Source organism: Sphingomonas sp. GW821-FHT09B04 (genome assembly GCF_059418285.1).
The window spans coordinates 1-26728 of record NZ_JBWKPO010000008.1 but is presented as its reverse complement, the minus strand read 5'-3'; the positions used below and the strand labels follow the sequence as shown (position 1 = coordinate 26728).

Below are 26728 nucleotides of genomic sequence, written 5' to 3'. Positions count from 1 at the left end.
AATGCTTGTGCCCGCGCGGTAGCGCAAGCGGCTTGGCGGCCTAGCTTAGCCGCTCGAACGCGATTTGCCGTGCGCGCGGATCGGCGCGGGTCAGCCGCACCTCAAGCGCGTCGCCGGGCGTCAGGCCCGACGCATCGATCCGCGCCGTCACCGGCAGGTCGCGTAGCTGGATCGACGCGCCGCGCTCGCCGATATCGGTGACGATCGCGCCGAAGCGATCGCCCTCCTGTCCCGCCAGCATCACCGCCTCGGCCATGTCGATCACCGCCCGGTCGATCTGGTTGGCGCGGGCATCGGCGCGCGCCATCACCTTGGGCAGCTTCGCAAAGGCGGCGGTGACATGGTCCGGCACCACCCGGCCATTCGCCACCGCCAGCGCCGCCTGCACGACATAGCGGTCGGCCAGCCGGCGAAGCGGTGCGGTGGCGTGGGCATAGGGCGCGGCAACCGCCGAATGCCAGGGCGTTTCGCCGGGGCGGAAGGGCTGATAGCCCGCGCCATTGCCCGCGCGCCGGATCGCCAGCATCAGCGCGGCGGCGCGGGGATCGCAAGGATCCAGCGTGCGCTCGAACTGAGTCAGCGTCGCGCGCTCGGGCCACTCTATGCCGAATGCGCGCGCGGTGTGTCGCAGCCGCCGCACCGCATGCTCGTTCGGCTCGGCCATGACCCGAAACAGTCCCGTCTGATGCGCGATCAGCGCGTCCGCCACCGCCATGTTGCACGCAAGCGAGAGCGCTGCATTGCGATCCTCGGACGGATGACGGTCGCGGAAGGAGAGGGTGAGCTTGCCGTCCGGTCCCTCGCTGACCTCCTGCTCGGGCGGGTCGACGCGTGCCGCGCCGCGCTCGGCCTCGGCCGCGATGATCCGCGCCGACAATTCGGCAAAGCCCGCCGGGAGCTCGTCGTCCCGCACCGTCGCATAGGCAAGCTTGGCGCGGCTGTGAATCACCGCGCGCGTCGCCGCGTCGAGCCTGACCGCGCCGTCCGGCGCCACCCGCACGCTGAATACCACCGCGGGCCGGGGGCCGTCGGGCAGCAGGCTCGCCGCGCCCTCGGCCAGCACCGGCGGATAGAGGCCCGCCTTGCCTTCGGGCAGGTACAGCGTTTCGCCGCGCGCCCACGCCTCGGTGTCGATCGGCCCGCCTTCGTCGACGAACCAGGCGACGTCGGCGATGGCATAATGGAGGATCAGGTCGCCTCCCGACGCTTCGATGCTGAACGCCTGATCCAGATCGGTGGCGCTTGCCGGGTCCAGCGTCACAAAGGCGCGATCGGTCCAGTCGGCGTGATCGGACGGCGCCCGGGTTGCCGCCGCCCCCGCCGCCGCCAGCACCTCCGGGGGGAACGCCTCGGGCACCTGAAACTCCGCGCGGATGGCAGACAGCTCGGTGGCGAGCGCATGGGCGGGGTCGCGGATCGTCTTCATCGCATCAGGCTAGCGGCGGCATCCGGCGTTGCACAGCGCGAACGCGGCGATATCGTGCGGTTCGGACATCATCGGGGGGTATTGGATGCGGTACGGGCTGGCAGCGATGGCAATGGCATTGGCGGCGCCCGCCGCCGCGCAACCGGGCGAAGCCACGCTTCCTCCGCTGGCTGCCAAGATCGATGAGAAGAGCATCGACGTGCTGCAGGCGATGCTCGACCGTGGCGAGCTGACCAGCGTACAACTGACCCAAGCCTATCTCGACCGCATCGATGCGCTCGACCGCAAGGGTCCCAAGCTGCGCAGCGTGATCGCGATCAATCCGCAGGCGCTGGAGCAGGCGCGTAAGGCCGACCGCGACCGGCGCCTGCGCATTGCGCGCGGTCCACTCTTTGGCATCCCCGTTCTGGTGAAGGACAATATCGACACCGCGGAGAATGCGACCACCGCGGGCAGCCTCGCGCTCAAGGACAATTTCACGAAGCGTGACGCGCCGCTCGTCGCCCGACTGCGCGCGGCGGGGGCGATCATCCTCGGCAAGACCAACCTGTCCGAATGGGCCAATATCCGTGACGGCGATTCGATGAGCGGGTGGAGCGCGGTCGGCGGCCTCGTCCGCAACCCCTATGCGCTCGACCGCAGCGCCTGCGGATCGTCGAGCGGCACTGGGGCCGCGATCGCCGCCAGCCTCGCCGCTGCGGGGGTGGGGACCGAGACCGACGGATCGATCGTCTGTCCGGCGTCGATGACCGGGCTGGTTGGCCTGAAGCCCACGGTCGGGGCGGTCAGCCGCACGCATGTCGTGCCGATCAGCTCCAGTCAGGATACCGCCGGCCCGATGGCGCGCAGCGTTCGCGATGCGGCGGCGCTGTTCGCGGGCATGATCGGAAGCGACGCAGCCGACGCTGTGACCGCGCAGGCCGATGCGCAGCGTGCGGCGCTGACCCCCGACTGGAGCAAGGCAAGCCTGAAGGGTGTGCGGATCGGTGTGGTTCGGCCCGAGATGCGTGCCGGGCTCACTGCACTCTACGACGCGCAACTCGCCGTGCTGCGCGCTGCAGGCGCCGAACTGGTCGATGTGAAACTGGCCGCGCCGTCCGAACTGCGCGGCCTTGAGTTCAAGCTGCTCCAGATGGAGTTGAAGAGCGATCTGGCCGCCTATCTCGCTTCCACCCCGCCTGTGGTGAAAGTGCGCACGCTCGCCGACGCCATCGCCTTCAACAAGGGGTCGCCCGCCGAACTCGCCTATTTCGGCCAGAGCATCTTCGAGATGGCGGACAAGACCGGCGGTACCGCCGATCCCGCTTATGCGAAGACCCGCGACGATGCCCGGCGGCTTGCTGCCGAGGTGCTCGACACGCTCCTGACGCAGAACAAGCTTGCCGCATTCGTCGCACCGACCACCGGCACGGCGTGGTTGTCCGACCCGGTGCATGGCGATCAGTGGAGCGGCCCCAGTGCCAGCCAGCTGCCGGCGGTTGCAGGCTATCCGCACCTCACCGTCCCGATGGGGCTGACGGGCGGCCTGCCCATGGGCCTGTCCTTCATCGGCGCGAGGTGGAGTGACGGTCGCCTGCTCGAACTCGGCCATGCCTATGAACAGGCGTCGCGCGCGCGGGTGAAGCCCGGCTATCGCGCGACGGTCGATGCCGGGCCGGGGATTGAGGGGACGCGCTGATCGCGGCGTACCGAGTCAGTCCGCTTTGATCAGCCGGACGGTCGGGCCGCTTGCTGCCGGCGTCACCGCCCACATCCGCTCCTTGATCCCGACATAGATCGGCTTGCGCGCTGCCATCGCTGAAAAGAAGTGAATCTCGGTCGGCACTGGATCGAGCAGGTGGGTGATGAGGAGGGCCGCAGTCGACTTGCCGTCCGGTGACTTGGCGTCGATCGGAAGCGCGATGCAGCTCTTGGTGAAACGACGCATCGGCCCCGCTTTACCCGCCGCATCCACCTCGAACAGGTAATGCGCGCCGAGCGGTATGACCTTCATCTCGGTCTGCGGGGTCAGGAAATAGACCGGTATCGGGCCATCGGGTGTTGCGGGCGGCAGCACCACGGTGTTGAATGGCTTGTCGACGCATAGTTGCGCTTTCGCCGCGACCAGCGCATCGCGGGCGCTCCCCAGCGCCGCGATCATGCGGCGGCGTTGCGGGGTCATCATCCCAGCGTCGGCGCCGCCCAGCTTGCGACTTTCCGCCAGCTTGCCGTTCTTGAAGCGCGCCCAATAGAGCGGCTTGGGATCCTCGTCTCGGCTATAGAAAATCAGCTCGGCGGCATTGGCCGGCCCATCGACGATCCAGCCGCCCGCCGTTTCGGTGACCTCGCGCGCCTTGGCCATCATGTCGTCGGTGCCGTGCCATGCTGCCTGGTCGTACCAGTAGATCAGCTCGCCCCGCATGCGGGCGCGGTCGAGCGCGGCCTGGTCGGCGGGTGCGATTTGCGCCAGCGCCGGTGCGGCGGCGAACAGGGCGATCGTGGCGGTCAGGTATCTCGGCATGATGTTCTCCCCACCCATCAGGCTAGCGCTGGGCGGGGCGGAAGCAACAGCCTTGAAATGTAGGATTTCGCCTGCTTCGCTCCGGACCGTTCTTTGACAGGTGCAGACGGTCGCGGCTCTTCGCGCGTAGGGGGTGTGACTTTTGGGACTTTCGGCGCAGCTGTGCCGGGACTCGCCGCCGGACTTGCGCGCGTGTTGCGGTGTGACTTTTGGGACTTTCCGTGTCCCCGTAACGAAAAAGGCGGCGATCCGGGGGACCGCCGCCTTCCGTGTCCGTTGCCGGAGGATCAGGCCAGCGCGGCCTTCAGATCCTCGACCAGGTCGGTCTTCTCCCACGGGAAGAAGTCGCCCTCGGCCTTGCGGCCGAAATGGCCGTACGCCGCGGTCTTCTGATAGATCGGCTTGTTGAGGCCGAGGTGCGTACGGATGCCGCGCGGGGTCAGGCCGCCCAGCTTGGCGATGCCCTGAATCGCTTCCTCGATCTTGTCGTCGCCGACGGTGCCGGTGCCGTGGGTGTCGACATAGAGCGACAGCGGCTTGGAAACGCCGATGGCATAGGCCAGCTGGATCGTGCAGCGCTGGGCGAGGCCGGCGGCGACGATGTTCTTGGCGAGGTAGCGGGTGATGTATGCCGCCGAACGGTCGACCTTGGTCGGGTCCTTGCCGCTGAACGCGCCGCCGCCATGGGGCGAAGCGCCGCCATAGGTGTCGACGATGATCTTGCGGCCGGTCAGGCCGGCGTCGCCGTCAGGGCCGCCGATCTCGAAGCTGCCCGTCGGGTTGATGTGATAGACGGTCTCGTCGCTCAGCAGCGCGGCGGGGATCACGTCGGCGACCACTGCCTTCACATAGGCGTGGAGCTCGGCTTCCTTGGCGCCTTCGTCATAGCCCGGCGCGTGCTGGGTCGAGACGACGATCGCGGTCGCCGCGACGGGCTTGCTGCCCTCGTAGCGCAGCGTGACCTGGCTCTTGGCGTCGGGCTCGAGGAACGGCGCCTTCTTCGAATGGCGGTCGGCCGCCATCTGCTCGAGGATCTTGTGGCTGTAGTAGAGCGTCGCCGGCATCAGGTCGGGCGTATCGTCGGCAGCATAGCCGAACATGATGCCCTGGTCGCCTGCGCCCTCGTCCTTGTTGCCGCTGGCGTCCACGCCCTGCGCGATGTGCGCCGACTGCGGGTGCAAATTGTTCTCGAAGCGCAGCGTCTCCCAGTGGAAGCCCGACTGCTCGTAGCCGATCTTCTTCACGGTATCGCGGACGGCCTTCTCGACCTCGTCGCGAACGCCCGGGGCCCAGTTGCCGGCCTCGTCCATGATGCCCTTGCCGCGGATTTCACCGGCCAGCACGACCAGCTGGGTGGTGGTCAGCGTCTCGCAGGCGATGCGCGCCTCGGGGTCCTTGGACAGGAACAGGTCGACGATCGCGTCGGAAATTTGGTCGGCGACCTTGTCGGGATGACCCTCGGAAACCGATTCGGACGTGAAGAGATAGCTGGAACGCATGGTTTTCCTCGTGATGCTCAGGCCGTTGCCATGCCCGATTTGGAAAGTGGATGATATAAAGCTTTTGTTATATGCGGCCCACTAGCGGGCGAAGCGGCGAATGGCAATTGCGATAGCCACCAGCAGCGTTGCACTCAGCCACACCATCCAGTTGCCGATCCGGGCGAACAGCGTGGCGGCGCGCGCTTCGGGCATCGGCGCTTCGATCGCCTTTGCCTCGCCCATTCCGGCTGCGGCAACGATCCGGCCATGCGCGTCGATGATCGCCGAGATGCCGGTGGGGGTCGACCGCAGGATCGGCAGGCCTTCCTCGATCGCCCGCATGCGGGCCTGCGCGAGATGCTGGGGCGGGCCCCAGGCGCCGAACCAGGCGTCGTTGGACGGGTTGAACAGGATCGCGGGGCGGTTGTTCGGATCGACCGTCTGGCCCGAGAAGATGATCTCGTAGCAGATCTGCATCCCGACGTTGCCGAAGCTCGGCACGTTCAGCGTCCCCGGACCGGGGCCGGGGGCATAGTCGACATCCCCCATCACCAGCCGCGACAAGCCGAGCGGCTGGAGGATCGTGCGCATCGGCAGATACTCGCCATAGGGTACGAGATGTGCCTTGTCGTAGCGGCCGTGGATGGTTCCGGCGGCGTCGATCGCGAACACCGAATTGGTCGCGGCGTCGAGCTGCTTGTCACTGCCGAACGACAGGCCGGTGCCCCCGACCAGCGCGACATCCCTGGGACCCAGCGTCTGCGCGATCCGCTGGCGAACCGCACGCGGATCGTTGCGGCTGTACCATTCGGGCGGATAGCCGTCCTCGATCCAGTAATCGACCGCGCCTTCGGGCCAGACGATCAGCCGGGGGACCGGGCCGCCGGGCAGGATCGTCGCGCGATCATTGGACAATGCGGTCAGCGCGACCATCGACTTTTCGGCGCGGGTGCCGTCGAGCGTCGTCTCCTGTCCGATATTGGGCTGGAGCACCCGGACCAGCGGCGTCCCTGCACGCGGCGCGGTGACGGCGGGATTGAGCAGCAAGGCTACGGCTCCCCCCACAACGACCACACCGGTGAGTGGAAGGAGTGCGCGACGTGTCGCGAGATAGAGCGAGCCGGCGGCCACCACGGTCACTCCCGACAGCGCATAGGTTCCGGTCCAGCCGGCGATCTGGGCGACGCCCGGCACCGGCAGCCAGATCACGCCCAGCGGGTTCCATGGATAGCCAGTGAACATCACCCCGCGCAGATATTCGGTGACGGTCCAGGCCGCGCCTGCGACCAGCACGAACGGCAGATCGGGTTTGCGCAACAGCGCTGTTCCGCTCCGTCCGAACCGCCACGCCAGCCCCATCGCAATCGCCGGATAGATGGCGAGGTAGAGCGAGAGCAGCACGACTGCGGCATAGCCGAGCGCAGGCGGCATCTTGTCCTGATAGGTGAAGGCGTGCTGGATCCAGTTGTTGCCCACGGTGAAATGGCCAAGCCCGAACAGCCAGCCGCGCAGCAGCGCCTGCTTGAGCGTTGGCGCCTCATGCGTCAGCCGCAGCAGGATCGCGAAGCAGATCAGGCCAATGACCCACCAGTCGAGCGGGGCGAAGGCGGTGGCGGAAACGGCGCCGGCGACGAGCGCGATCAAACGGGGACGAGGCAGCATAAGGCGATGCTATCGGGCCAGACCGTGACAGATACAAGCATGCGGCGTATTAGTGTGCCACTACAGTTGAGGAATGCACATGGCCGATCCCGTTACCGTCGATATCCCGCACAAGCTTGGCCGTGACGGCGCCCGTGCCCGGCTGGCCGGCGGGGTGGGGAAGATCGGAAGCATGATCCCGGGCGGCGGCGCGGTGCAGGAGCGATGGGAGGGCGATACGCTCCACTTCACCATCAGCGCGATGGGCCAGACGGTGGCGAGCCGCCTCGATGTGTTCGACACCCATGTCCATGCCGAGGTCGATCTGCCGCCGATGCTGTCGCTGTTCGCGGGCAAGATCCGCGAGAAGCTGCAGCGGGACGCCCCCAAGCTGCTCGAATGACGGAGCGGCGCGGCTCAGACCGGGTTGAAGGGGGGAGGAGACGTTCGATGTCCCGCTTACTCGCTGTCCTGCCACTGTTGCTCGCCGCCGCCTGTTCGGACGATCTGCCTGCGCCGCCAGCCGGGACCGAGGTTACGGCGAACGGAGCGATTTCCGCCCCGGCCCCGACGGTGACGGCTTCCAATTTGCCTTCGGCCAGCGGGCCGGGCACCGCTTTCGGCCTGACCACCAACCAGATCGAGAATGCCGATCTGGTCGATGTGACCGGCAAGGATCTGGGCGACATCCACCGCGTCGAGACCGATGCCTCGGGCAACATCGACGCGGTGATCATCGAGATCGCCGATACCGATCCCGACCGTTTTGTCCGACTCCCGCTCACCCGCCTCACCGCGGTGGCGGACGGCGACGACTGGAACCTGCGTGCGGCGACCAGCCGGGCCGAGCTTATCGCGTTGCCGCAGGTCGAGCGCTAGGCGACGGCGCGGGCCTGGGGGCCGCGCCCGGCGCACTGACGCGCCAGATGACGTTGCCGACATCGTCCGCGACCAGCAGCGCACCGGTCTTGTCCGCGGTCACGCCGACCGGTCGCCCCATCGCCTTGCCATCGGCGTTGAGGAAGCCGGTGAGCACATCGACCGGCTTGACGCCCGCCGCAGGCAGGCCGCGCGCGCCAAAGGGCACGAAGACGACCTTGTACCCGCTTGCCGGAACGCGATTCCACGAGCCGTGCAGACCAACGAATGCGCCGCTCAAATAGTCCGGGCCGAGCTGGAGGTCCTGCGCAAAAGTCAGGCCGAGCGGTGCAGTATGCGCGCCCAACGCAAAGTCCGGCCGCGCGGTATATTCGCGCAGGTCCGGGCGGCCGGGGCTCACACGCTTGTCTTCATACCCGCCCCAATAATGCCAGGGCCAGCCATAGAAACTGCCGAAATCGACCTGGGTCAGATAGTCGGGCGGCATGTCCGACCCCATCATGTCGCGCTCGTTCACCACCGTCCAAAGCCGCTTGGTGTCGGGGTTGAACGCCATGCCGACCGGGTTGCGCAGACCCGATGCGAAAATGGCCGCGCGCTTCGTCCTGGGATCGACCGAGAGGATCACCGCGCGGTTCTTCTCGACGTCTAATCCCTTGTCGGCGATGTTGGTTTCGGAACCGACACCGACATAGAGCGTGTTGCCGTCCTCGCTGGCGATGACGCTGCGCGTCCAGTGGCCGCCGCCGGGCAGGTCGACGACCTTCTCACCCTTGGCGGTGATCTTGGTCTCGCCGACCTTGAAGGGGAAGCGGATCAGCGCGTTGTGGTTGCCGACGTAGAGCGTTTCACCAACCACGACCATGCCGAAGGGCGATTCGAGCCCGTTCCCGGCGCTGAGCAGGGTCGAACGAACTTCGGCCACGCCATCGCCATCGGCATCGCGCAGCAGCGTGATCCGATTGGCCGAGGGCACACCCGCCCCCGCACGGCCCATCAGCCAGCGCATTACCGTGTTGGTGATGCCCCCGCCGTCGCGTGGCGGCGAATTGCTCTCGGCAACCAGCACATCGCCATTGGTCAGGCGATAGATCCAGCGCGGATGATCGAGACCAGCGGCAAAGGCGTTGACCTGAAGCCCTGCAGCAGCGGTGGGCTTGGCGCCCTGTGGCCAGCCCACGGCGTCGGCGATCTGGACCGTCGGGATCGTCTGGTTGCGCGGCGCGCTGAGCTTTGGGCGCGCGCCCGTCACCGCATTCGCATCGAGCTGCGACACATCGGGCCGGCTGAACCACCAGAAGAGGCCGCCAAAGACGAGGATCAGTCCGCCGACGATGATCAGGATTTTGCGCAGCCGGGTCATTCTTCGGTTTCCTCACGTGCGGCCGGCGGATGGAGGCGGACGCGGCGGACGCGGGTCGCGTCAGCCTCGAGCACCTCGAGCGTCCAGCCGCTGGGATGGTTCAGGCATTCGCCGGCTTCGGGCACATGCCCCGCCAGCACAAAGGCGAGGCCGCCGAGCGTCTCGATATCCTCTTCGACCTCGCCCAGCCGTGGATCGATCGCCGCGGCGACATCTTCCAACTCGGCACGGGCATCGGCGTCCCAGCCGCCGTCGTCGAGCGGCACGAACAGCGCCTCGGGCGCGTCGTCATGCTCGTCGTCGATCTCGCCGACGATCTCCTCGACCAGATCTTCGATCGTGATCAGGCCTTCGGTGCCTGAATATTCGTCGAGCACGATGGCAAGGTGGGTGCGGCTGGCCTGCATTTGCGCGAGCAGATCGAGCGTCCCCATCGATTGGGGGACGTAGAGCGGCTGACGCATCAGGCTGCTGATCTTGCTCGGTGGTCCGGCACCGGCGGCGACCACGCCGAACACATCCTTGATATGGATCATGCCGATCACCCGGTCGAGCTTCTCGCGATAGACCGGCAGGCGGCTATGGCCCGCTTCGGCAAAGAGCTGGACCAGCTCGGCGAAGCTGGTCTTTTCCTCGACCGCGATGATGTCCGCGCGCGGCACGCCGACGTCGCCCGCGTCGCGCTCACCGAAATGGAGCAGGTTGCGCATCATCTTGCGCTCAAGCGGAGAGAGGTCGCCCTTCTTGGCGGGCTTGCCCTCGCCGTCTTCCTCGACCTCGTCGATCGCATCCTCGATGCGCTCGCGCAGCGTCTCGTTATTCTCTTCGCCGAACAGCAGGGTGCGCAGGCCGCGCCATATTCCGCCCTCGCTGCTACTGTCTCCGTTCCCGTTGCTACTGGGGCCGTCCGCCATTTCCCGGGTCAATCCTCGCGTATCAGATAGGGGTCGGGGATCCCCAGAGTTTCGAGCGCGGCGCGCTCCATCGACTCCATCGCTTCGGCTTCGGAATCCCCCTGATGATCATAGCCTAGCAAATGCAGCACCCCATGGACAATCAGGTGCGTGGCATGATCGGCGACTGAAATGCCTTTCTCTTCCGCTTCGGAGGCGCAAACGCCGTGCGCAAGGACGATATCGCCCAGGATCACCTCGCCATCGTCGCTATTTTGGGTGAGCGCTTCGATCAGATCCGGCTCGATCATCGGGAAGGACAGGACGTTGGTCGCCTTATCCTTTTGCCGATACTGGCTGTTGAGCTGATGGACCTCGGCATCGTCGGTGAGGCGAACGGCGATCTCGATCACCGCGTCCGTATCGGCGAGTGAGCCGAACGGGGTTTGCGCGACCGCCGCCTCGGCAGCCTTTGCGCCGAGGGCGTCCCAGTCGAGTTCAGGCCAGCCATTCTCACGCTGGACGGCAACGTCAAGCATCGCCGCCCTCGTAAGCGTTGACGATGCGACCGACGATCGGATGGCGCACGACATCGCCGATGCCGAAGCGGATCATCGCCAGCCCCTCGATTCCCTCGAGCTTGTCGACGGCGTCGTTGAGACCGGAGGCGGACGGGCCGCCGGGCAGATCGGTCTGCTTGGGATCGCCGCACACGACCATCCGGCTGTTCGCGCCGAAGCGGGTGAGGAACATCTTCATCTGCATCGGCGTGGTGTTCTGCGCTTCGTCGAGGATGACGAAAGCGTCGGCGAGCGTGCGGCCGCGCATGAAGGCGATCGGCGCGATCTCGATCTCGCCGCTGGAGATACGCCGCTCGACCTGCTCGGCGGGGAGGCAATCGTACAGCGCGTCGTAGAGCGGGCGCAGATAGGGATCGACCTTTTCCTTCATGTCGCCGGGCAGGAAGCCCAATCGCTCGCCTGCCTCGACCGCGGGGCGCGATAGAATCAGGCGTTTGACCGATCCGGTGATCAGCTGCGCGACGGCCTGCGCGACAGCGAGATAAGTCTTGCCGGTGCCCGCCGGCCCGAGCGCGAAGATGATGTCGTTGGAGACCAGCGCGCGCATATACGCCGTCTGGGTGAGCGAGCGCGGCACGATCGTCTTGTTGCGCGTGCGGATCATGATGGGCGGCGCGGCAGCCTCGTCATTTTCGGCGCGGATGATGCCGGTGAAGACTGGCTCGCTCGACATCGCGATCACCGCGTCGATCAGCCCGGTGTCGATATCCTCGCCGCGGATGACGCGGCTGTGCAGCTCGGTCAGCACCTCGCGGGCATGTGCGACCGCTTCGGCGCTGCCCTCGATGACAACGCGCTGGCCGCGAGCGTGGATGTAGACGCCCAGCCGCTCTTCGAGCGCGAGGATGTTGCTGTCATACTCGCCGAAGAGTTGCGGAAGGAGCTGAGGCCGGTCGAATGTGACCTCGGCACGCGAGCGTTCGCCATGCTGGGCGGGGACGGGTTTGCGGCTCATGCGGTCCTTTCAGGCATTGGAAAGTCACAAACGACACGCTCCCATCGCGCGGGAGCATGACAGCCGGTTGACGAAGTTGACAGATGTGCAGGGTTTTCGCGCGAAGCTGACATGCGGCTGTCGGGAGCCAAACTGGGGTGCAGCGCGGAGGTTCCGTTAGGCATGTCGTAAGCCGGAGAATGGCAGAGCCGGGCGATGTAGGACAGGGCAAAATCACCCGCGGACGCTTTGGCCTGCGAGTGACGTATGCGCGCAACAGTCAGGCCGGCAGCAAGGCGCGTCCGGCTACCGCCTGGAGGAAGATGGCGAGGGTCAGGGCGGCGTAGGCCAGGCTTCCCCCGAGTACCGCAATCCAGCGTGGCGTGGCGCGCAGCGTTGCGGTCGCGGCGGCGAGCAGCGGGATCGCCTGCTCGGCATGGATGCCGAGGAAATGGGCGATGCGCAGGTCGCCGCCCAGCCGGTTCCAGCCGAACAGAGGGACGCTCCCGCCGACCTGCCCGACAGAATGGCCCGGCTGGGAGCTCATATAGCCACCCATCCAGCCGCCGAGGACGAACGTAAGGACGAGGCCGATCGTGACCGCAGCGACAAAGCTGCGCTGCAAGCCGGGGGTGGGGCGGCGGGCGATTTCCCAGGCGAGCGGGAGGGTCGTGGCGGTGAGGATCACCGCGCCGAGGCCCATCAGCGCATACATGGTGATGTAGAAAGGCGTGCTGAGGTTGAAGTGCGATTCGAGGCCCTGTGCAGCTTGAAGGACGATGTAGATCAGCTCGAAGCTGCCACTGGCGATCAGCGCCCCGGCGGTGAGCCGCATCAGTCGGCTGTTCCGGCGTTCGGGACGGACATAACCCATGAACCACGCCGCGGTGAGCGCGAACACGCCAACCGAGACGAAGAATTTGGCGGGCTTGACCCAGATGTTGACCCCGCTCGCCAGCGCGCGCGGGTCGACGATCTGAAGCGCCATCGCGACGGCGCCGAACGCCAGCAAGGCAAAGCCGTAGCGGGTGAGCAGCGGATGGCGCCGCTCGAACTCGGCGAACAGGGCGGCGGGACGCGGTGGGGTCAGGGCAAGGACGGTCATTGCACGGCTTCCTTCGACGGCAGCGCGGCGCGCACCACGAGGTAGAGGAGCAGCCCGACCGGGCCGAACAGGAAGGTGAGGGGCAGCGCGGGCAGGGCAAGCAGCGGGAAAATCCCGCGGCCCGCGGCATCGCGCGAAATCCACGCGCCGACGAACAGGTCGAACGCCAGATAGTGCAGCCAGCCCGCCGTGAGCGCGGCGTCGTTGGCGAACAACGCGCGGACCGCCTCGATCGAGCCGAAGCCGCCAGTCTCGAACCCGGCGCGGCCCTGCCAGATCATCAGGAGATAGCCGACGGCCAGAATCGCGGGGATGACGAACTGCGCAGCCGGGAAGGCGTATTGGCGTGCCGGTTTGAAGAACAGGGCGACAATCAGCGAGAGCCAGCCGAGCATCGCGAGCTTGCCGGCGAGGGAGAAGATCAAGGACGGATCGAGCATGTTGCGACTCCAATCTAAACACCGTACAGATTGGATATGAAAGACGATGTGAACAGTGTCAAGATGGCGGCTGGTGAAAACCCGCGTGGCTATCATCATGGCGCGTTGCGTGAGGCGCTGACTGACGCCGCCGAATCGATCCTTGAAGAGCGCGGGGTCGAGGGATTCTCGCTGCGTGAGGCGGCGCGGCGTGCAGGGGTTTCACCCGCTGCGCCGGGGCATCATTTCGGCGACGCGCGTGGGCTGCTGACCGCGGTGGCGACGCGCGCCTTTCGTGATTTCGGCGATGCGCTGGCGGCCGGGGACGTGGGCACGCGACGGATGGACCGGCTGCGTGGCATCGGCATGGCCTATGTCCGCTTCGCCCTCGCCAACCGCGCGCGGTTCGAGTTGATGTGGCGCAAATCGATGCTCGACCGCGAGGATGTGGCGTTCTGTGAGGCCGGCGACCGCGCGTTCGACATCCTCGACCGCATCGCACGCGGCGAAGGTGCCGGCGAGGGGCCGGACCTCACGGTGATGGCGCCCTCGATCGCGGGCTGGTCGATCGTCCACGGCTTCGTCGAACTGGCGCTGAGCGGCGCCTTCGGGACTGGCCCCGAGGAGCTGGAAGCGGCAACCGAGCATTTGCTGCCGCGCGTCCTCGATCACCTCGTGATCGCCGACTAGGCGGTTCGCGCTGCCTGGCTCATCCGCCACATCAGCCCGTCGACCCAGCGATCGGGCAGCCAGCGCACGAGGAAGAGGATGACCTTCGCGCCGCCGCCGCTTTCGTAGCGGATGCGCGGACGCCGCGCCGATGCGGCCTTGGCGATGGTGTTGGCGACGACTTCGGGCGGAGAAATGAAGCTCATATCGTTGGCGCCGTTGAGCAGGGCCGCATGCTTTAGCGCATAGGGCGCATAGACGCTCTCGCCGGAGCGATCGATCAGGCTCTGTCCGGCGATGCCCGCCCATTCGGTGCGGATCCCGCCGGGTTCGACCACCACGACGCGGATCCCGAAGGGGCGAAGCTCCATGCGCAAACAGTCGCTCAGGCCTTCGACGGCGAATTTGGTGGCGTGGTACCAACTGCCGAACGGCTCGCCGAACTTGCCGCCGACCGAGGTGACGTTGACGATCGTTCCCGATTGCTGCGCGCGCATTAGCGGGGTCGTGAGCTGGCACAGCCGCGCCAGGCCGAACAGATTGACTTCCACCTGCCGGCGCGCCTCATCCATCGGCACATCCTCGAGCGCGCCGTAGCTGCCATATCCGGCATTGTTGACGAGCAGGTCGAGTCGACCGGTAGCGGTGCGGATCGTTTCGACCGCGGCGACGATCGAGACGTCGTCAGTCAGGTCGAGATGGATCAGCTCGGCCCCGAAGGCGCGGAGCGGCTCCATCCGATCGAGGCGACGGGCGGCGGCGTAGACCGTCCAGCCATCCCGGATCAGGCGTTTGACGGTGGCTTCGCCGATTCCGGCCGAGGCACCGGTGACGAGGGCAATTCCGGGGGCAATTTTCTGCATCTTGGACTCCGATTGAACTCTGGAGCCTGACCATATAAGTGTGGACCATAGTCCATGGTCAAGGGTGCATGATGCTGATTTCCGAGTTCGCCAAGCGCACAGGGCTGAGCGTCGACACAGTGCGCTTCTACATCCGCAAGGGGCTGCTCGCGCCCGAGACGGGTCTCAAGGGCGGATCGAACCCCTATCAATTGTTCACCGCCGAGCATCTGGAGCTGGCACGCGCCATCCGGATGGCTCAGGGGCTGGGCTTCACCTTGCGCGAGATCGCGGTGCTGGCGGCGGAATATCAGGCCGGGATGACCAGCGAACGCAGCGTCGAGTTGATGCGCACGCAGCTGGCCCGGCTCGAGGAGAAGGCGGAGCAGCTCGGCGCGATGATCGACTATACCCGCGCCAAGGTGACGTGGCTGGAAAACAACCAGAAGGGCACGGAGCCGTCGTTCGGCGACTATGACCGGTGCTACATGGAGGCAGAGACGGGCAGGGCCGGTCAGTTCGCCGCCGACTAGGCCACCGCCTTCACCTTCTCGACGCCCGCGAGCGAATTGGGGTCGGCGCGGACGATCTCGACTTCGACCAGATCGCCAATCTGCGCATCGGTCATCAAATGGACCGACTGAAGCCAGGGCGACTTGCCGAGCATCTGGCCGGGCAGCTTGCCTTTGCGCTCGATCAGGACAGTGCAGGTCTTGCCGAGCGTCGCGGCGTTGAACGCGGCCTGATGGCGGCCGAGCGCGGCTTGCAGGCGCTGAAGGCGATCGTCCATCACCTCGGCGGGGACTGCGCCGTCCATTTCCGCCGCGGGCGTGCCGGGGCGGGGGGAGTATTTGAAGCTGAAACACTGGGCATAGCCGACCGCGTCGACCAGGCTCAGCGTATCGGCGAACTCGGCCTCGGTCTCGCCCGGGAAGCCGACGATGAAGTCGCCCGACAGCGCGATATCGGGCCGCACGTCGCGAACGCGGTCGAGGATGCGCAGGTACGAATCGCGGCTGTGCGACCGGTTCATCGCCTTGAGGATGCGGTCATTGCCCGCCTGCACCGGCAAATGGAGGAAGGGCATCAGCTTCTCGACCTCGGCATGGGCGCGGATCAGACCGTCCTTCATGTCGTTGGGGTGGCTGGTGGTATAGCGGATGCGGTGCAGCCCATCGATCCGGTCGAGCGCGCGGATCAGGCCATGCAGGCCGGTGCCCTCGGCATCGTCCCACGCATTGACGTTCTGGCCGAGCAACGTGATCTCACGCGCGCCGGCGTCGACCAGCGACTTGGCCTCATCGACGATCGCGTCGAACGGGCGGCTGACTTCGGCGCCGCGGGTATAGGGGACGACGCAATAGGTGCAGAATTTGTCGCACCCTTCCTGCACCGTCAGGAAGGCCGAGGGCGGCACGCGGCGGCGGGCCGGGAGCGCACCGAACTTGCTGGCGATCGGCATGTCGGTATCGACCGCGCTCGCGCCCGACGCGGCCTGTGCCACCAGTGCGGGGAGGTTGTGATAGGCCTGCGGCCCGACCACAACGTCCACCTTCGCGCGGCGGATGATCTCTTCGCCCTCGGCTTGCGCGACGCAGCCGGCGATGGCGATCATCGGGGCGTCGCGGTTGGCGTTGCGGGCCTTCTTTCGCAGATGGCCGATATCGGAATAGACGCGGTCGGTGGCCTTTTCGCGGATGTGGCAGGTGTTGAGCACGACGAGGTCGGCGGCATTGGCATCGTCGGTCGCGGTCATGCCCTGCGCCGCCATCAGCTCGGCCATGCGGTCGCCGTCATAAACGTTCATCTGGCAGCCGAACGACTTGACGTGGAAGGTCTTGGGAGCGGTCTTGGGGGTGGCGGTCATCCCGGCGCCTATAGTGGAATGGAGGGGGCGGCGAAACCGCCTCTGGCGTTCCGCTCCCGCTGCCAATAGATAGCCGCCCCAAATGGCACGGATCGAGACCCCCAAGCGCGTGCGCGGCACGCAGGACATCTTCGGCGAAGAGCAGCGCCGTTTCGCACGCGTCGTCGAGGCGTTCGAGAAGGTGCGGCGGCTTTACTGCTTCCAGCAGGTGCAGGTGCCGGTGTTCGAGGCGACCAACGTGTTCGCGCGTTCGATGGGTGAGACCTCGGATGTCGTGTCGAAGGAAATGTACACCTTCCCCGACCGGGGCGACGATCTGCTGACGCTGCGGCCTGAATTCACCGCGGGCATCTGCCGCGCGTACATCACCGAGGGCTGGCAGCAGTTCGCGCCGCTCAAGCTGACCACGCACGGCCCGGTGTTCCGCTACGAACGCCCGCAAAAGGGGCGCTATCGCCAGTTCCACCAGATCGATGCCGAGATCATCGGCGCGGCCGAGCCGACGGCGGATGTCGAGCTGCTGACGCTGGCCGACCAGCTGCTGCACGAGCTGGGCATTGCCGATGGGGTGACGCTTCAGCTCAACACGCTGGGCGACGCCGAGACGCGCGACGCCTGGCGCGCGGCGCTGATCGAGCATTTCGAGAGCTTCCGGGCCGACCTGTCCGAGGACAGCCTGACGCGGCTGGAAAAGAACCCGCTGCGCATCCTCGATTCCAAGGACCCGCGCGATCGTCCGGCGGCGGATTCGGCGCCGGACATCGACGCGTTCCTGACGACGGAGGCGAAGGACTTTTTCGACGCGGTGACCGGCGGGCTCGACGCGGCGGGGGTCGCCTGGACGCGCAACGCACGGCTGGTGCGCGGGCTGGATTACTATCGCCACACCGCGTTCGAGTTCGTCACCGACCGGCTGGGCGCGCAGGGCACGGTGCTGGCCGGCGGCCGCTATGATGGGCTGATCGGTAACCTCGGTGGACCGGAGACGCCGGGCGTGGGCTGGGCTGCGGGGATCGAGCGGCTGGGGATGCTGACCGAGGCCCCGGCGGCGGAACAGATTCAGGTCGCCGTGGTGGTCGAGCGTGCGGGCCATGAGGCCAAGGGCATCGAGCTGGTCGCATCGCTGCGCCGTGCGGGCGTGGTGGCCGAGCTGTTCGCGACCGGCAGTCCCAAGAAGCGCTACGACAAGGCGGTCAAATCGAACCCGGCCGAGATCGTCTCGATAGACGTGCGCGAGGATGTGCCGGTGGTGAACCGCCGGACGCTCAAGAGCGATGCGGTCGATGACGACACGCTGGCGACGCTGATCGCGGTGCTCGCGGCGGTATGACCCGAATCTCGCCCGACAAGATCGCCGCGATCGAGGCGCGGCGCGACGAGCTGCAGGCGATGATGGCGACCGGCGATCTGCCGTCGGACCGTTTCGTCGCGATCTCCAAGGAATATGCCGAGCTGGAGCCGGTCGCGGCGGCGGCGGGCGAGGTGCGGCGGCTGCGCGAGGAAGCGGCGAGCCTGACCGAGATGAGCCGCGATGGCGATCCCGAGCTGCGCGCGATGGCGAACGACGAATTGCGCGAGAACGAGACCGCGCTGGCCGCGGCCGATCATCGGCTGGCGCTCGCACTGCTCCCGCGCGACGCGGCCGATGAACGCGCGGCGATGCTCGAAATCCGCGCCGGCACCGGCGGCGACGAGGCGGGGCTGTTCGCGGGCGATCTGCTGCGCATGTACACCCGCTATGCCGAGCGGCAGGGGTGGAAGGTCGAGATGATATCGGCCAGCACCTCGGAAGCCGGGGGATACAAGGAAGTCGTCGCGAGCGTCGCCGGCAAAGGCGTGTTCGCGAAGCTGAAGTTCGAGAGCGGCGTGCACCGCGTCCAGCGCGTGCCGGTGACCGAGAGCGGCGGGCGCATTCACACGTCGGCGGCGACGGTCGCAGTGCTGCCCGAGGCGGAAGAGGTCGATATCGAGATCCGCAACGAGGATCTGCGCGTCGATATCTACCGCTCGTCGGGCGCGGGCGGCCAGCACGTCAACACCACCGATTCGGCGATCCGGCTGACGCACATCCCGACCGGGCTGGTCGTGATCCAGCAGGACCAGCGCAGCCAGCACAAGAATCGCGACAAGGCGATGCACGTGCTGCGCACGCGGCTCTATGAGCTGGAGCGCGAGCGGCTGGCGAGCGAACGCTCGGGCGCGCGCAAATCGATGGTCGGATCGGGCGACCGGTCGGAGCGCATCCGCACCTATAATTTCCCGCAGGGGCGGGTGACCGATCACCGCATCAACCTGACTCTCCACCGCCTGCCAGAGATTCTCGAGGGCGAGATGGACGAGATGATCGGCGCGCTGGTCGCCGAAGACGAAGCGGAGCGGCTGGCGGCGCTGGACTCGTGACCGTCCGGGCCGCGATCGCCGAGGCGGCTTCGCGGATCGCTTCACAGACGCCTCGGCTCGATGCCGAATTGCTGATGGCGCATGCGCTGGGCGTGTCGCGCCAGGCGATGCTGCTGACCCGGCTTGGCGATCCGGTGCCGGAGGGCTTTGCGGCGCTGGTGGATCGGCGCGTGGCGCACGAGCCGGTGGCCTATATCACTGGCAGCCGGGGTTTCTGGACGATCGAGCTGCAGGTCGGCTCTGGCGTGCTGGTGCCGCGTGCGGACAGCGAGACGCTGATCGAGGCGGCGGTGGCGCATTTCGCGGGAACGGTGGGGCCGAAACGCGTACTCGATCTGGGTACCGGGCCGGGAACGTTGCTGCTGGCGGCGCTGGCAGAATGGCCCGCGGCGAGCGGGGTGGGGGTCGATGCCTCCGAAGCGGCGCTGGGCTATGCGCGGGGTAATGCGGTGCGGCTGGGGCTGGCGGATCGCGCCGAACTGCGTGTGGGCGACTGGGCCGATGGCCTCGAGAGCCGGTTCGATCTGATCCTGTGTAACCCGCCCTATATCGGCACCGGCGAGGTGCTGGGCCCGGAGGTGGGCGACCATGAGCCGGCGGAGGCGCTGTTCGCAGGCGAAGACGGCCTCGACGATTACCGCCGCATCATCCCCGATCTGCAGCGTCTGCTCGCGCCGGGTGGAATCGCGGTGCTGGAGATCGGCTGGACACAGGGCGCGGCGGTCGCTGCGCTGGTGCGGGCGGCGGGATTGACCGCGGCAATCCGTCAGGACCTTGGCGGGCGCGATCGCGTGGTTGCCGCAAGTTGAACTATCGGTGTGTCATGCCAATATAGTGCTTGGAGATTGGCGCCCCATTGGCTAATGATGGCCGCGGGGATGGCACCTTCAACCTAAATCGTTGAAATGGAACGCCGACCCAATCCAAGGCATGTGCGCTGCTGAATGTCCGGCAGCCATGCGGGGCGCCGCTCCGGAGTGTTTCCGGCGCGACGTGCGGGGTAACACGCATCCGGGATCACTGATGATCGATGGCGGATTGAGTTAAGGACAGGACACACAGACGTTGATAAACAATCGTCAGGCGAACAACGGCCGCCGGCGCGGCCGTGGTGGCCAGCGCCAGCAGGGTGGTGGTGGCAACCCCAACCAGGGCAATGGCAACCGCATCGACAACCGCGCCCGTGGCAACGCCGCCCAGCTTCTTGAGAAATACAAGAATCTTGCGCGCGACGCGCAGATGCAGGGCGACCGCGTTAACACCGAATATTACCTCCAGTTCGCCGATCACTATTTCCGCGTCCTCGCGGAGACCCGGTCGCGCTTCGAGGAGCAGAATCCCGGCCAGACCCAGCAGGGTCGCCGCCCCAACACCGATATCGACGGCGATGACGACGATTTCGAGATGGACGGCGCCGAGGGGCAGCGCGAGGGCAATGCCGGCGACGAGGGGGATACCCGCGGCCAGGACCGGTACGAGCGCGCGCCGCGTCGCGAAGAGCAGCGCGAACCCCGTCGTGACAATCGCGATCGCGATAGTCGTGACAACCGCGACAACCGCGGCAGTCGTGATGATCGCGGCAATCGCAACGAGCGTAACAACGACCGTGGCGATCGCCGTCCGGCGGGTGGCTTCCAGTCGGAAGGCGAAGCTGCCGAGCATCCCGCCCCTGCGAACGAGGACGAGGCGCCCCGCGCCGAGCAGCCGCGCCGCCGTGGCCGTCCGCGCCGCGAAGAGGTGCAGGATGCGGACGACGTCGCCGGCATCGCCGCGATCCTTCCCCCGGCGCTGGGCGTCGAGGGCGAGGTGGTGGCCGAGGCCAAGCCGAAGCGTCGCCGCGTGAAGAAGGACGAGGAGCCCGCCGCGGCGGAGTGATCCCACCTTCCGAAGAGACAGAGGCCGGTCCGCCACCGCGGGCCGGCCTTTTTCGTTGCGGTCGCGCTTTGTCCGTTGACTTGATGTGTGCCGTGGCGATGGTGGCCGGACATAGCGGAAGGAAGTGCGATGCGGCGTCTAACCCTGGCTCTTGCGGCGGTAAGCGCCGCACTTCCCGGCCTTGCGGTCGCGCAGACCGCGCCCGCGCCAACGGCACAGGGCGATGTCTCCGTCACCATCTACAACAACAATCTCGCGCTGGTGCAGGATGCGCGGACGCTGAACGTGCCGCAGGGGCGGAGCCGGCAGGAATTCCCCGATGTCTCGGCGCAGATCAGGCCGGAGACGGTGACACTGTCCGGCCCAGGCCTTGGCATCGTCGAGCAGAATTTCGACTATGATCTGCTGAGCCCGGACAAGCTAATGGAAAAGGCGGTGGGACAGGTCATCACCATCGTCCGTACCAATCCTGCGACCGGCGCCGAAACGCGCGAGCAGGCCAAGGTGCTCGCCGCGAACGGCGGCATTGTCCTTCAGATCGGCAACCGGATCGAGGTGCTGCGCGACGACGGGCTGCCGGTGCGCGTGGTGTTCGACAAGGTGCCCGAGAATCTGCGCGCGCGGCCGACGTTGTCGGTGACGGTGCAGGCGGAGCGCACCGGCGCGGTGCCGACACGCCTGTCCTATCTGACCCCGGGCCTCGGCTGGACCAGCGACTATGTCGCGCTGTTCGACGAGAAGGCGGGCACGATCGACGTGCAAGGCTGGGTCACGCTCAACAACAATACCGGGACGACCTTCACCAACGCCGACACGCTGCTGGTCGCAGGCAATGTCGGCGGCGGCCAGAACCGCTTCAACCAGATGGCTTCGGACGATGCCACGATCGAGCAGGCGGGAACCGAGAGCGGGCCGCGCGAGCGGCTGGGCGATTATTATCTCTACCCGCTCGCCGAGCGCACCACCATCGCCAACGCGCAGCAGAAGCAGGTGAGCTTCCTCGACGTCAAGGCGTCGCCCGCGCGCAAGGCGTATGAATTCGTCAATGGCTGGATGGGCGGCAACGACACACCGCGCAGCGCCGCCACCGCGATCAAATTCTCGACCTCGCGCAATGGCGGCCTTGGCGATCAGCTCCCGGCGGGGACTGTTCGGGTCTACATGCGCGACGCGCGTGGCGATCCGCAGTTCATCGGCGAAAACCGCATCGGTCACACGCCGATGGGATCATCGATGTCGATCCGCACCGGCGAGGCGTTCGACGTCAAGGTCAAGGTGGTGGTGGAGGAGCGGACCAAGCTGTCCAACCGCCGCTGGCGCACGCGGATGCGCTATACGGTGAGCAATGCGCGCGACACGCCGGTCACCGTCGACCTGGCGCAGGACGGGCTGTGGGGCGATGTGAAGATCACCGACCAGAGCATCGCCGGCGAACGCGTCTCCGCGGATCGCGTGGAATGGAAGGTGCCGGTTGCGGCCAATGGCAGCGCGGACCTGATAGCGACGTTCGACACGCGGTACTGAGCGCCTGATGCGCTGGCTCCTGCTCCTGATCCTGGGCTTGCCCTCGCTGGCGCATGCGGGGGGACAGACCGTCGCGCCGGCTACCGTCACCTCGACCGAGATGTCGGACGTCGCGGTGACGATCTATCGCGATCCCTATCGCGATGCCGGCATGATGCGGGCGGGCTGGCCGGGCGGCTACGCGCTGATCACCGAGACACGGACGATCACCCTGCCGAGGGGCGAAAGCCAGCTTCGGTTCGAGAATGTCGCCGAAGGGCTGCTCCCCGAAACCGCGATCGTCACCGGCTTGCCCTCAGGCGTGCGCGAGAAGAATCGCGATGCGCGGCTGATTTCCCCTGCCGGGCTGGTCGACGCCTATCTGAAGCGCCGCGTGCTCATCCGCCGGACCGATCCGGCAACGGGCCGGATGCGCGAGCAGAGCGCGATCATCCAGTCCGGCCCCGATGGCGGCGTGCTGATCCGCACCGATGAGGGGTTCGAGGCGCTGCGCTGTTCGGGGCTGCCCGAACGAATGATCTATCCCGGCGTGCCCGACACGCTCACCGCGCGGCCGACGCTCTCGATCCTGACGCGCAGCGACCGTGCCGTCACCGCGACGATCCAGCTGACCTATATGGCGCAGGGGTTCGACTGGTCGGCCAACTATGTCGGCAACATGGCGCCGGACGGCAAGAAGATGGGGCTGTTCGCCTGGCTGACCGTCGCCAATGGCGGGCAGCAGAGCTTCAAGGACGCGCGGCTTCAGGTGATCGCGGGCAAGCCCAACAAGCGGCCCAACGCGCCGCCCCCGCCGCCGCCTGCGTCCGCGCTCAACCTGCAATGCTGGCCGATCGATACGACCAGCACCCATCCTCGCCGCGACTTTGAGCGACTACCGATGCCGCGCGGGGCGGACCTGGCGAGGTTCGATGCGGTGGGCCGCAACGCGCCGGGCAGTTTCGAAACCCGCAAGCAACGTCGCGAGCGCGAGAAGCGCGAACGCCAGTTCGGCGGGGGAGGGGGTGACGAAGGCAACATCGTGGTGACGGGCACTCGCATGGCGCGCACGCGCCGGGAATCGCGCATGGCGCTTTCGGTCGTGTCGGCGGACTATGCCATGCCCGCGCCCGCACCGCCTCCGCCGCCGCCGGCACCGGTCGCGAACGAAACCGTCGCCGTCGCCGAGGGGGCTCAGGCGCAGGCCGAGGCGCTGGGGGATCTCAAGCTTTACCGCGTGCCGATGCGCGTCACCGTTGCCGCGCAAAGCCAGAAGCAGGTGGCGATGATCGTCCAGCCCGACGCGCGGTTCGACCGTCTCTATCGCGCGAATGTCGCCGCTGGGGTCGCTACGCCCCAGCCGATGCCGTTCCTGCTGCGCTCGATCAACACCCGGGAGCAGGGCTTGGGCGTGCCGCTGCCTGCGGGCAGCTTGTCACTGTTCGAGACGGTCGCAAGCCGCCGCCTGCTCGCCGGCAGCGACGATGTCGCCGATCTGGCCGTGGGCGAAGCGGTGGAACTGAAGCTCGGCAGCAGTCCCGACGTCCAGTGGAAGTTGACCCGTGTGAAGGAGACGAAGGACCGGCAGGAATGGCGCGTCGACATCACCAATGCGCGAAATGTGCCGGTGACGGCCCAGATCATCGTCCCCAACGACCTCGCCGACAAGCCGGCGGGAATCGAACGCGGCCCTGGCGGCTGGGTACTGCCGCTTGAGGTGCCGGACAACGGCACGGCCACCCTCAGCTACACGCTCAAGCGGTAACCTCGCGGCTGCGCTTTCGTGCGGGTGCTAGCGGCGACGATCCCGGTCGGTCGCGTCGCGCGAACGCTCGTCATGCCCGGTGCCCGAGCTCATGAAGATGAGTCCCATCAATCCGCCGCCGAGCAGCACCGACAGGCCGATGCCGATCGCCATCGCGATCGAGGCATGGAGCTGGAACTCGCCGATGGTGATGTAGAGTGCGACAATGGCGACGACCGCGGATACGATCGCGACCGCCGCGACAATGCCAAAGATCCGGCGATAGCGGCGCCAGGCGAGCCGGGCATAGTCGGGATTGTCGAGATCGGGTTTCATCCCTTCCAATTGGGCCTGAAACATGGGATTCTCAACCGTCTCTGACAGGAAAGAGGAGCCTGACGATGACGATCGCAGCAATCCTGAGCGGGAAGGGGCAGGATGTCACAACCGTGAGCGGCGGGACCAGTGTCCGCGACGCGGTTGCGCTGCTCGCCGCCAAGCGAATCGGTGCCGTGCCGGTGGTCGAGCATGGCGCGGTCGCGGGCATCTTCTCCGAGCGCGATGTGATCCATTGTCTTCAGAATGAAGGTGCCACCGCGCTCGACCGCGAGGTCCGCGGCGTGATGACGACGCCGGTGATCAGCGTGACGCGCGACGAACCGGTGCTCGCTGCGCTGTCACTGATGACGCAGCGCCGCATTCGCCACCTCCCGGTGGTCGAGGGCGGCGCGCTGCTCGGATTCGTGTCGATCGGCGATCTGGTGAAGTACCGGATCGAGCGGATCGAGACCGAGGCGGCACAGATGCGAGCCTATATCCAGTCCGCCTGATATTTGGGGGCGGGCTGGTACGGCTTACAAGCTAGCGCCGGATCATGCCGATCGCATCTTCGACCGTCGTGCGCGCGAAGAACCAGAGCCATGCGCCGTAGATGGCCGCCCCCGCCGCGCTGAGCAGAAGCAGATGAGGCAGGGGCCCGAGCGGCGGCAGCATGCGATCGATCAGCACGACGGCGAGCGCCATCGCCATCGCCGCAGTCACCGGCGGGGCAAAGGACGCGATCCAGTCGCGCCATGACAGGCCGATCACCGGCAGGCTGCGCACTGCGGTGATCGCAAGGAACACCGGCCACACCGCGATCCAGGTCAGCGACAGGCCGATCACGCCCCATTGCACCCCGATCAGAAAGGCCGCGGGCAGCAGGAAGGCGCCGATCGCCGAAATCTGTGCCCCGATTCCCGGTCGACCGCGCGCATCGGTCGCGGCGGCGAACAGGATCTGGAGCGTCATGAAGGGCATGGCGAGCGCGAGGATCCGGACCACCGGCGCGGCCTGAATCCACTTTTCCCCCAGCGCGACATGCACCAGCGGTTCGGCGGTGGCGGCAAGCCCGAGATAGAAGGGCATCGCCGCGACCATGATCAGGCGCACCGATTTGGCGAAGGCGATCGTCGCGCCCTCTGCGTCGTGTTGCATTCGGGAATAGGCCGAGAAGGCGACTTCGTTCAACGCGGGGATGAACTTCTGGACGAGGATCTGGGTCAGGAACAGGCTGGTGGTATAGATGCCCAGCCAGTGTGGATCGAACAGGCGGCCGGCGATGAACACATCGGCCTGGCTCTGGACGAACCAGAAGAGCTGGCCTGCCGCCATCAGTCCGCCATAGCGGGCCATTCCCCCGGCGCCGCGAAAGTCGAAGCTCGGCCACATCAGCGAGCGCGCGGCCCAGGTCATCCCGATCGCGCGCGTCCCGAACAGGACGAGCGGCGCGAGCACCAGCGTCCATACGCCCAATCCTGCATAGGCACCGCCCAGCGCAGCAAGTGCGCCGGCGGTGGCGGAGATGAGGTTCACCTGTGCCTGTTTGCGGAAATCCATTGCGCGCGCGAGCAATGCATAGGGAAGCGCGATGAACGGGGTGGCGATATAGAGCAGCGCCTGCACCCGCAGCAGATCGGCGACGACATCCTGCCGGTAATAGGCCGCGGCGAGCGGCGCCATCAGGAACTGTGCGGCGCCGAGACCGAAGTTGAGCAGCAGCAGCATTCCGAACAGCTGGCGCACCGCGCGGTCGTCGACATCGGGCTTCTGGATTATCGCGCTGGCGAGGCCGTAGCCATTGAGCATGTTGAGCAGGACCAGGACGACCTGAGTCATGGCGAATAGGCCGTAGTCGCTGGGATCGAGCATCCGGATCACGAGGAAGGTCGACGCCCACGCGATGATCTGGCCCAGAATCTGGGTGCCCGAACGCCAGATCACGGCGCTGCGCACCTGATCCCGGAGTGATTCACGGCCCTGTTTCGGCGATTCGGCGGTTGATTCGGTCATGCGGAGGGTATGCCTGTCACCTGTTGATGCCACGTAAACGGCAGATTTCTGCGGGTTTCACGCCATTTGAAACAAAAATGCAAAAACCTTGTTGACCGATCTGAAGGTCGAGCATAGAAGCCACTCCACCGACGGGGTGCACCACACGGAGCGCTTCGACGGTCACCAAAAGCAAGGCGCACAGGTCGCCCCGGTAATAGGGGTTGATGGTGCGTCGGTTTTTGTCGCTCTTTGACATTGTGATTTTGATGAAGGGACATGTGGGCGGCGGCCCC

The 26728-nt window shown here is 66.7% G+C and carries 27 protein-coding genes; 12 read left to right on the top strand and 15 right to left on the bottom strand.

The window, feature by feature from the left end:
- Positions 1-40 precede the first annotated feature (40 nt).
- Positions 41-1426: an RNB domain-containing ribonuclease gene (locus AC07NK_RS20090; protein ID WP_495172408.1), complete on the bottom strand. Its 1386-nt coding sequence runs from the start codon at positions 1424-1426 to the stop codon at positions 41-43.
- 85 nt (positions 1427-1511) lie between these two features.
- Between AC07NK_RS20090 and AC07NK_RS20085 the strand changes: the two genes are divergently transcribed.
- Positions 1512-3104: an amidase gene (locus tag AC07NK_RS20085; RefSeq protein ID WP_495172407.1), complete on the top strand. Its 1593-nt coding sequence runs from the start codon at positions 1512-1514 to the stop codon at positions 3102-3104.
- A 15-nt stretch (positions 3105-3119) separates the two neighbouring features.
- On the opposite strand, the gene AC07NK_RS20080 is transcribed toward AC07NK_RS20085, so the two are convergent.
- The 3 genes from AC07NK_RS20080 to lnt all read right to left on the bottom strand — a co-directional run bounded on the left by AC07NK_RS20080 (position 3120) and on the right by lnt (position 7069).
- Positions 3120-3926 carry a hypothetical protein gene (locus tag AC07NK_RS20080; RefSeq protein ID WP_495172406.1) on the bottom strand — a complete coding sequence of 269 codons (807 nt, stop codon included), beginning with the start codon at positions 3924-3926 and terminating at the stop codon, positions 3120-3122.
- 287 nt (positions 3927-4213) lie between these two features.
- Complete coding sequence (gene metK, locus AC07NK_RS20075) at positions 4214-5425, bottom strand: methionine adenosyltransferase (RefSeq protein WP_495172405.1); 1212 nt, start codon at positions 5423-5425, stop codon at positions 4214-4216.
- Between the two features lie 81 nt (positions 5426-5506).
- Positions 5507-7069: an apolipoprotein N-acyltransferase gene (gene lnt / locus AC07NK_RS20070; RefSeq protein ID WP_495172404.1), complete on the bottom strand. Its 1563-nt coding sequence runs from the start codon at positions 7067-7069 to the stop codon at positions 5507-5509.
- A 79-nt stretch (positions 7070-7148) separates the two neighbouring features.
- Between lnt and AC07NK_RS20065 the strand changes: the two genes are divergently transcribed.
- Both AC07NK_RS20065 and AC07NK_RS20060 read left to right on the top strand, forming a co-directional pair.
- Positions 7149-7451 carry a polyhydroxyalkanoic acid system family protein gene (locus tag AC07NK_RS20065; RefSeq protein ID WP_495172403.1) on the top strand — a complete coding sequence of 101 codons (303 nt, stop codon included), beginning with the start codon at positions 7149-7151 and terminating at the stop codon, positions 7449-7451.
- A 47-nt stretch (positions 7452-7498) separates the two neighbouring features.
- A complete protein-coding gene (locus AC07NK_RS20060) occupies positions 7499-7927 on the top strand; it encodes a hypothetical protein (protein WP_495172402.1) in 429 nt (142 codons plus the stop codon).
- On the opposite strand, the gene AC07NK_RS20055 is transcribed toward AC07NK_RS20060, so the two are convergent.
- The 6 genes from AC07NK_RS20055 to AC07NK_RS20030 form a co-directional block, all read right to left on the bottom strand.
- The gene (locus AC07NK_RS20055) at positions 7899-9290 is read right to left on the bottom strand and encodes a PQQ-dependent sugar dehydrogenase (protein WP_495172401.1); all 1392 of its coding nucleotides are present in this window, start codon (positions 9288-9290) and stop codon (positions 7899-7901) included. The two genes, AC07NK_RS20060 and AC07NK_RS20055, sit on opposite strands and share 29 nt — an antisense overlap.
- Entirely contained in the window at positions 9287-10204 is a 918-nt protein-coding gene (locus tag AC07NK_RS20050) for a hemolysin family protein (protein ID WP_495172400.1), read from the bottom strand. Before AC07NK_RS20050 ends, AC07NK_RS20055 begins: the two co-directional genes overlap by 4 nt.
- An 8-nt stretch (positions 10205-10212) precedes the next feature.
- Entirely contained in the window at positions 10213-10722 is a 510-nt protein-coding gene (gene ybeY / locus AC07NK_RS20045) for an rRNA maturation RNase YbeY (RefSeq protein WP_495172399.1), read from the bottom strand.
- Positions 10715-11719 (bottom strand): PhoH family protein, encoded by a 1005-nt coding sequence (locus AC07NK_RS20040; RefSeq protein ID WP_495172398.1) that lies wholly within the window; start codon positions 11717-11719, stop codon positions 10715-10717. The genes ybeY and AC07NK_RS20040 overlap by 8 nt, the downstream gene beginning before the upstream one ends.
- Before the next feature lie 259 nt (positions 11720-11978).
- The gene (locus AC07NK_RS20035) at positions 11979-12803 is read right to left on the bottom strand and encodes a hypothetical protein (protein ID WP_495172397.1); all 825 of its coding nucleotides are present in this window, start codon (positions 12801-12803) and stop codon (positions 11979-11981) included.
- Positions 12800-13243 (bottom strand): ABA4-like family protein, encoded by a 444-nt coding sequence (locus AC07NK_RS20030; protein ID WP_495172396.1) that lies wholly within the window; start codon positions 13241-13243, stop codon positions 12800-12802. Before AC07NK_RS20030 ends, AC07NK_RS20035 begins: the two co-directional genes overlap by 4 nt.
- Before the next feature lie 36 nt (positions 13244-13279).
- On the opposite strand from AC07NK_RS20030, the gene AC07NK_RS20025 reads away from it, so the two are divergent.
- Positions 13280-13912: a TetR/AcrR family transcriptional regulator gene (locus tag AC07NK_RS20025; RefSeq protein ID WP_495172395.1), complete on the top strand. Its 633-nt coding sequence runs from the start codon at positions 13280-13282 to the stop codon at positions 13910-13912.
- On the opposite strand, the gene AC07NK_RS20020 is transcribed toward AC07NK_RS20025, so the two are convergent.
- Positions 13909-14754, bottom strand: a complete 846-nt coding sequence (locus tag AC07NK_RS20020; protein WP_495172394.1) for an oxidoreductase — start codon at positions 14752-14754, stop codon at positions 13909-13911. The two genes, AC07NK_RS20025 and AC07NK_RS20020, sit on opposite strands and share 4 nt — an antisense overlap.
- 71 nt (positions 14755-14825) lie before the next feature.
- Between AC07NK_RS20020 and AC07NK_RS20015 the strand changes: the two genes are divergently transcribed.
- Positions 14826-15266: a MerR family transcriptional regulator gene (locus AC07NK_RS20015; protein WP_495172393.1), complete on the top strand. Its 441-nt coding sequence runs from the start codon at positions 14826-14828 to the stop codon at positions 15264-15266.
- On the opposite strand, the gene miaB is transcribed toward AC07NK_RS20015, so the two are convergent.
- On the bottom strand, positions 15263-16612 hold the full coding sequence (gene miaB, locus AC07NK_RS20010) for a tRNA (N6-isopentenyl adenosine(37)-C2)-methylthiotransferase MiaB (protein ID WP_495172418.1): 1350 nt from the start codon (positions 16610-16612) through the stop codon (positions 15263-15265). The genes AC07NK_RS20015 and miaB overlap by 4 nt on opposite strands.
- A gap of 70 nt (positions 16613-16682) precedes the next feature.
- On the opposite strand from miaB, the gene hisS reads away from it, so the two are divergent.
- From hisS to AC07NK_RS19980, 6 genes are all read left to right on the top strand, one after another.
- The gene (gene hisS, locus AC07NK_RS20005) at positions 16683-17930 is read left to right on the top strand and encodes a histidine--tRNA ligase (protein ID WP_495172392.1); all 1248 of its coding nucleotides are present in this window, start codon (positions 16683-16685) and stop codon (positions 17928-17930) included.
- A complete protein-coding gene (gene prfA / locus AC07NK_RS20000; protein WP_495172391.1) occupies positions 17927-19000 on the top strand; it encodes a peptide chain release factor 1 in 1074 nt (357 codons plus the stop codon). The genes hisS and prfA overlap by 4 nt, the downstream gene beginning before the upstream one ends.
- Positions 18997-19809, top strand: a complete 813-nt coding sequence (gene prmC / locus AC07NK_RS19995; RefSeq protein WP_495172390.1) for a peptide chain release factor N(5)-glutamine methyltransferase — start codon at positions 18997-18999, stop codon at positions 19807-19809. The genes prfA and prmC overlap by 4 nt, the downstream gene beginning before the upstream one ends.
- 256 nt (positions 19810-20065) lie before the next feature.
- Positions 20066-20875 carry a DUF4167 domain-containing protein gene (locus AC07NK_RS19990; protein ID WP_495172389.1) on the top strand — a complete coding sequence of 270 codons (810 nt, stop codon included), beginning with the start codon at positions 20066-20068 and terminating at the stop codon, positions 20873-20875.
- Positions 20876-21004: 129 nt separating this feature from the next.
- A complete protein-coding gene (locus AC07NK_RS19985) occupies positions 21005-22399 on the top strand; it encodes a DUF4139 domain-containing protein (RefSeq protein ID WP_495172388.1) in 1395 nt (464 codons plus the stop codon).
- Positions 22400-22406: 7 nt separating this feature from the next.
- The gene (locus AC07NK_RS19980) at positions 22407-24143 is read left to right on the top strand and encodes a DUF4139 domain-containing protein (protein WP_495172387.1); all 1737 of its coding nucleotides are present in this window, start codon (positions 22407-22409) and stop codon (positions 24141-24143) included.
- Positions 24144-24170: 27 nt separating this feature from the next.
- Here AC07NK_RS19980 and AC07NK_RS19975 read toward each other — a convergent pair whose 3' ends face one another.
- Positions 24171-24458: a hypothetical protein gene (locus AC07NK_RS19975; RefSeq protein WP_495172386.1), complete on the bottom strand. Its 288-nt coding sequence runs from the start codon at positions 24456-24458 to the stop codon at positions 24171-24173.
- A gap of 65 nt (positions 24459-24523) precedes the next feature.
- On the opposite strand from AC07NK_RS19975, the gene AC07NK_RS19970 reads away from it, so the two are divergent.
- Positions 24524-24952 carry a CBS domain-containing protein gene (locus AC07NK_RS19970; protein ID WP_495172385.1) on the top strand — a complete coding sequence of 143 codons (429 nt, stop codon included), beginning with the start codon at positions 24524-24526 and terminating at the stop codon, positions 24950-24952.
- A 31-nt stretch (positions 24953-24983) separates the two neighbouring features.
- On the opposite strand, the gene AC07NK_RS19965 is transcribed toward AC07NK_RS19970, so the two are convergent.
- A complete protein-coding gene (locus AC07NK_RS19965; protein WP_495172384.1) occupies positions 24984-26453 on the bottom strand; it encodes a lipopolysaccharide biosynthesis protein in 1470 nt (489 codons plus the stop codon).
- A gap of 16 nt (positions 26454-26469) precedes the next feature.
- The coding region (locus AC07NK_RS19960; RefSeq protein WP_495172383.1) for a hypothetical protein at positions 26470-26728 on the bottom strand (259 nt) is incomplete at its 5' end.

Coding starts and splice junctions, on each gene's coding strand:
- AC07NK_RS20060 (WP_495172402.1), top strand. CDS start 7,499: ATGTCCCGCTTACTCGCTGTCCTGCCACTGTTGCTCGCCGCCGCCTGT.
- AC07NK_RS20055 (WP_495172401.1), bottom strand. CDS start 9,290: ATGACCCGGCTGCGCAAAATCCTGATCATCGTCGGCGGACTGATCCTC.
- AC07NK_RS20085 (WP_495172407.1), top strand. CDS start 1,512: ATGCGGTACGGGCTGGCAGCGATGGCAATGGCATTGGCGGCGCCCGCC.
- AC07NK_RS20020 (WP_495172394.1), bottom strand. CDS start 14,754: ATGCAGAAAATTGCCCCCGGAATTGCCCTCGTCACCGGTGCCTCGGCC.
- AC07NK_RS19970 (WP_495172385.1), top strand. CDS start 24,524: ATGACGATCGCAGCAATCCTGAGCGGGAAGGGGCAGGATGTCACAACC.
- AC07NK_RS20015 (WP_495172393.1), top strand. CDS start 14,826: ATGCTGATTTCCGAGTTCGCCAAGCGCACAGGGCTGAGCGTCGACACA.
- ybeY (WP_495172399.1), bottom strand. CDS start 10,722: ATGCTTGACGTTGCCGTCCAGCGTGAGAATGGCTGGCCTGAACTCGAC.
- AC07NK_RS20035 (WP_495172397.1), bottom strand. CDS start 12,803: ATGACCGTCCTTGCCCTGACCCCACCGCGTCCCGCCGCCCTGTTCGCC.
- AC07NK_RS20050 (WP_495172400.1), bottom strand. CDS start 10,204: ATGGCGGACGGCCCCAGTAGCAACGGGAACGGAGACAGTAGCAGCGAG.
- AC07NK_RS19965 (WP_495172384.1), bottom strand. CDS start 26,453: ATGACCGAATCAACCGCCGAATCGCCGAAACAGGGCCGTGAATCACTC.
- AC07NK_RS20025 (WP_495172395.1), top strand. CDS start 13,280: ATGAAAGACGATGTGAACAGTGTCAAGATGGCGGCTGGTGAAAACCCG.
- AC07NK_RS20040 (WP_495172398.1), bottom strand. CDS start 11,719: ATGAGCCGCAAACCCGTCCCCGCCCAGCATGGCGAACGCTCGCGTGCC.
- AC07NK_RS20090 (WP_495172408.1), bottom strand. CDS start 1,426: ATGAAGACGATCCGCGACCCCGCCCATGCGCTCGCCACCGAGCTGTCT.
- metK (WP_495172405.1), bottom strand. CDS start 5,425: ATGCGTTCCAGCTATCTCTTCACGTCCGAATCGGTTTCCGAGGGTCAT.
- AC07NK_RS19975 (WP_495172386.1), bottom strand. CDS start 24,458: ATGAAACCCGATCTCGACAATCCCGACTATGCCCGGCTCGCCTGGCGC.
- AC07NK_RS20080 (WP_495172406.1), bottom strand. CDS start 3,926: ATGCCGAGATACCTGACCGCCACGATCGCCCTGTTCGCCGCCGCACCG.
- AC07NK_RS20030 (WP_495172396.1), bottom strand. CDS start 13,243: ATGCTCGATCCGTCCTTGATCTTCTCCCTCGCCGGCAAGCTCGCGATG.
- lnt (WP_495172404.1), bottom strand. CDS start 7,069: ATGCTGCCTCGTCCCCGTTTGATCGCGCTCGTCGCCGGCGCCGTTTCC.
- prfA (WP_495172391.1), top strand. CDS start 17,927: ATGACCCGAATCTCGCCCGACAAGATCGCCGCGATCGAGGCGCGGCGC.
- AC07NK_RS20065 (WP_495172403.1), top strand. CDS start 7,149: ATGGCCGATCCCGTTACCGTCGATATCCCGCACAAGCTTGGCCGTGAC.
- hisS (WP_495172392.1), top strand. CDS start 16,683: ATGGCACGGATCGAGACCCCCAAGCGCGTGCGCGGCACGCAGGACATC.
- AC07NK_RS19985 (WP_495172388.1), top strand. CDS start 21,005: ATGCGGCGTCTAACCCTGGCTCTTGCGGCGGTAAGCGCCGCACTTCCC.
- AC07NK_RS19980 (WP_495172387.1), top strand. CDS start 22,407: ATGCGCTGGCTCCTGCTCCTGATCCTGGGCTTGCCCTCGCTGGCGCAT.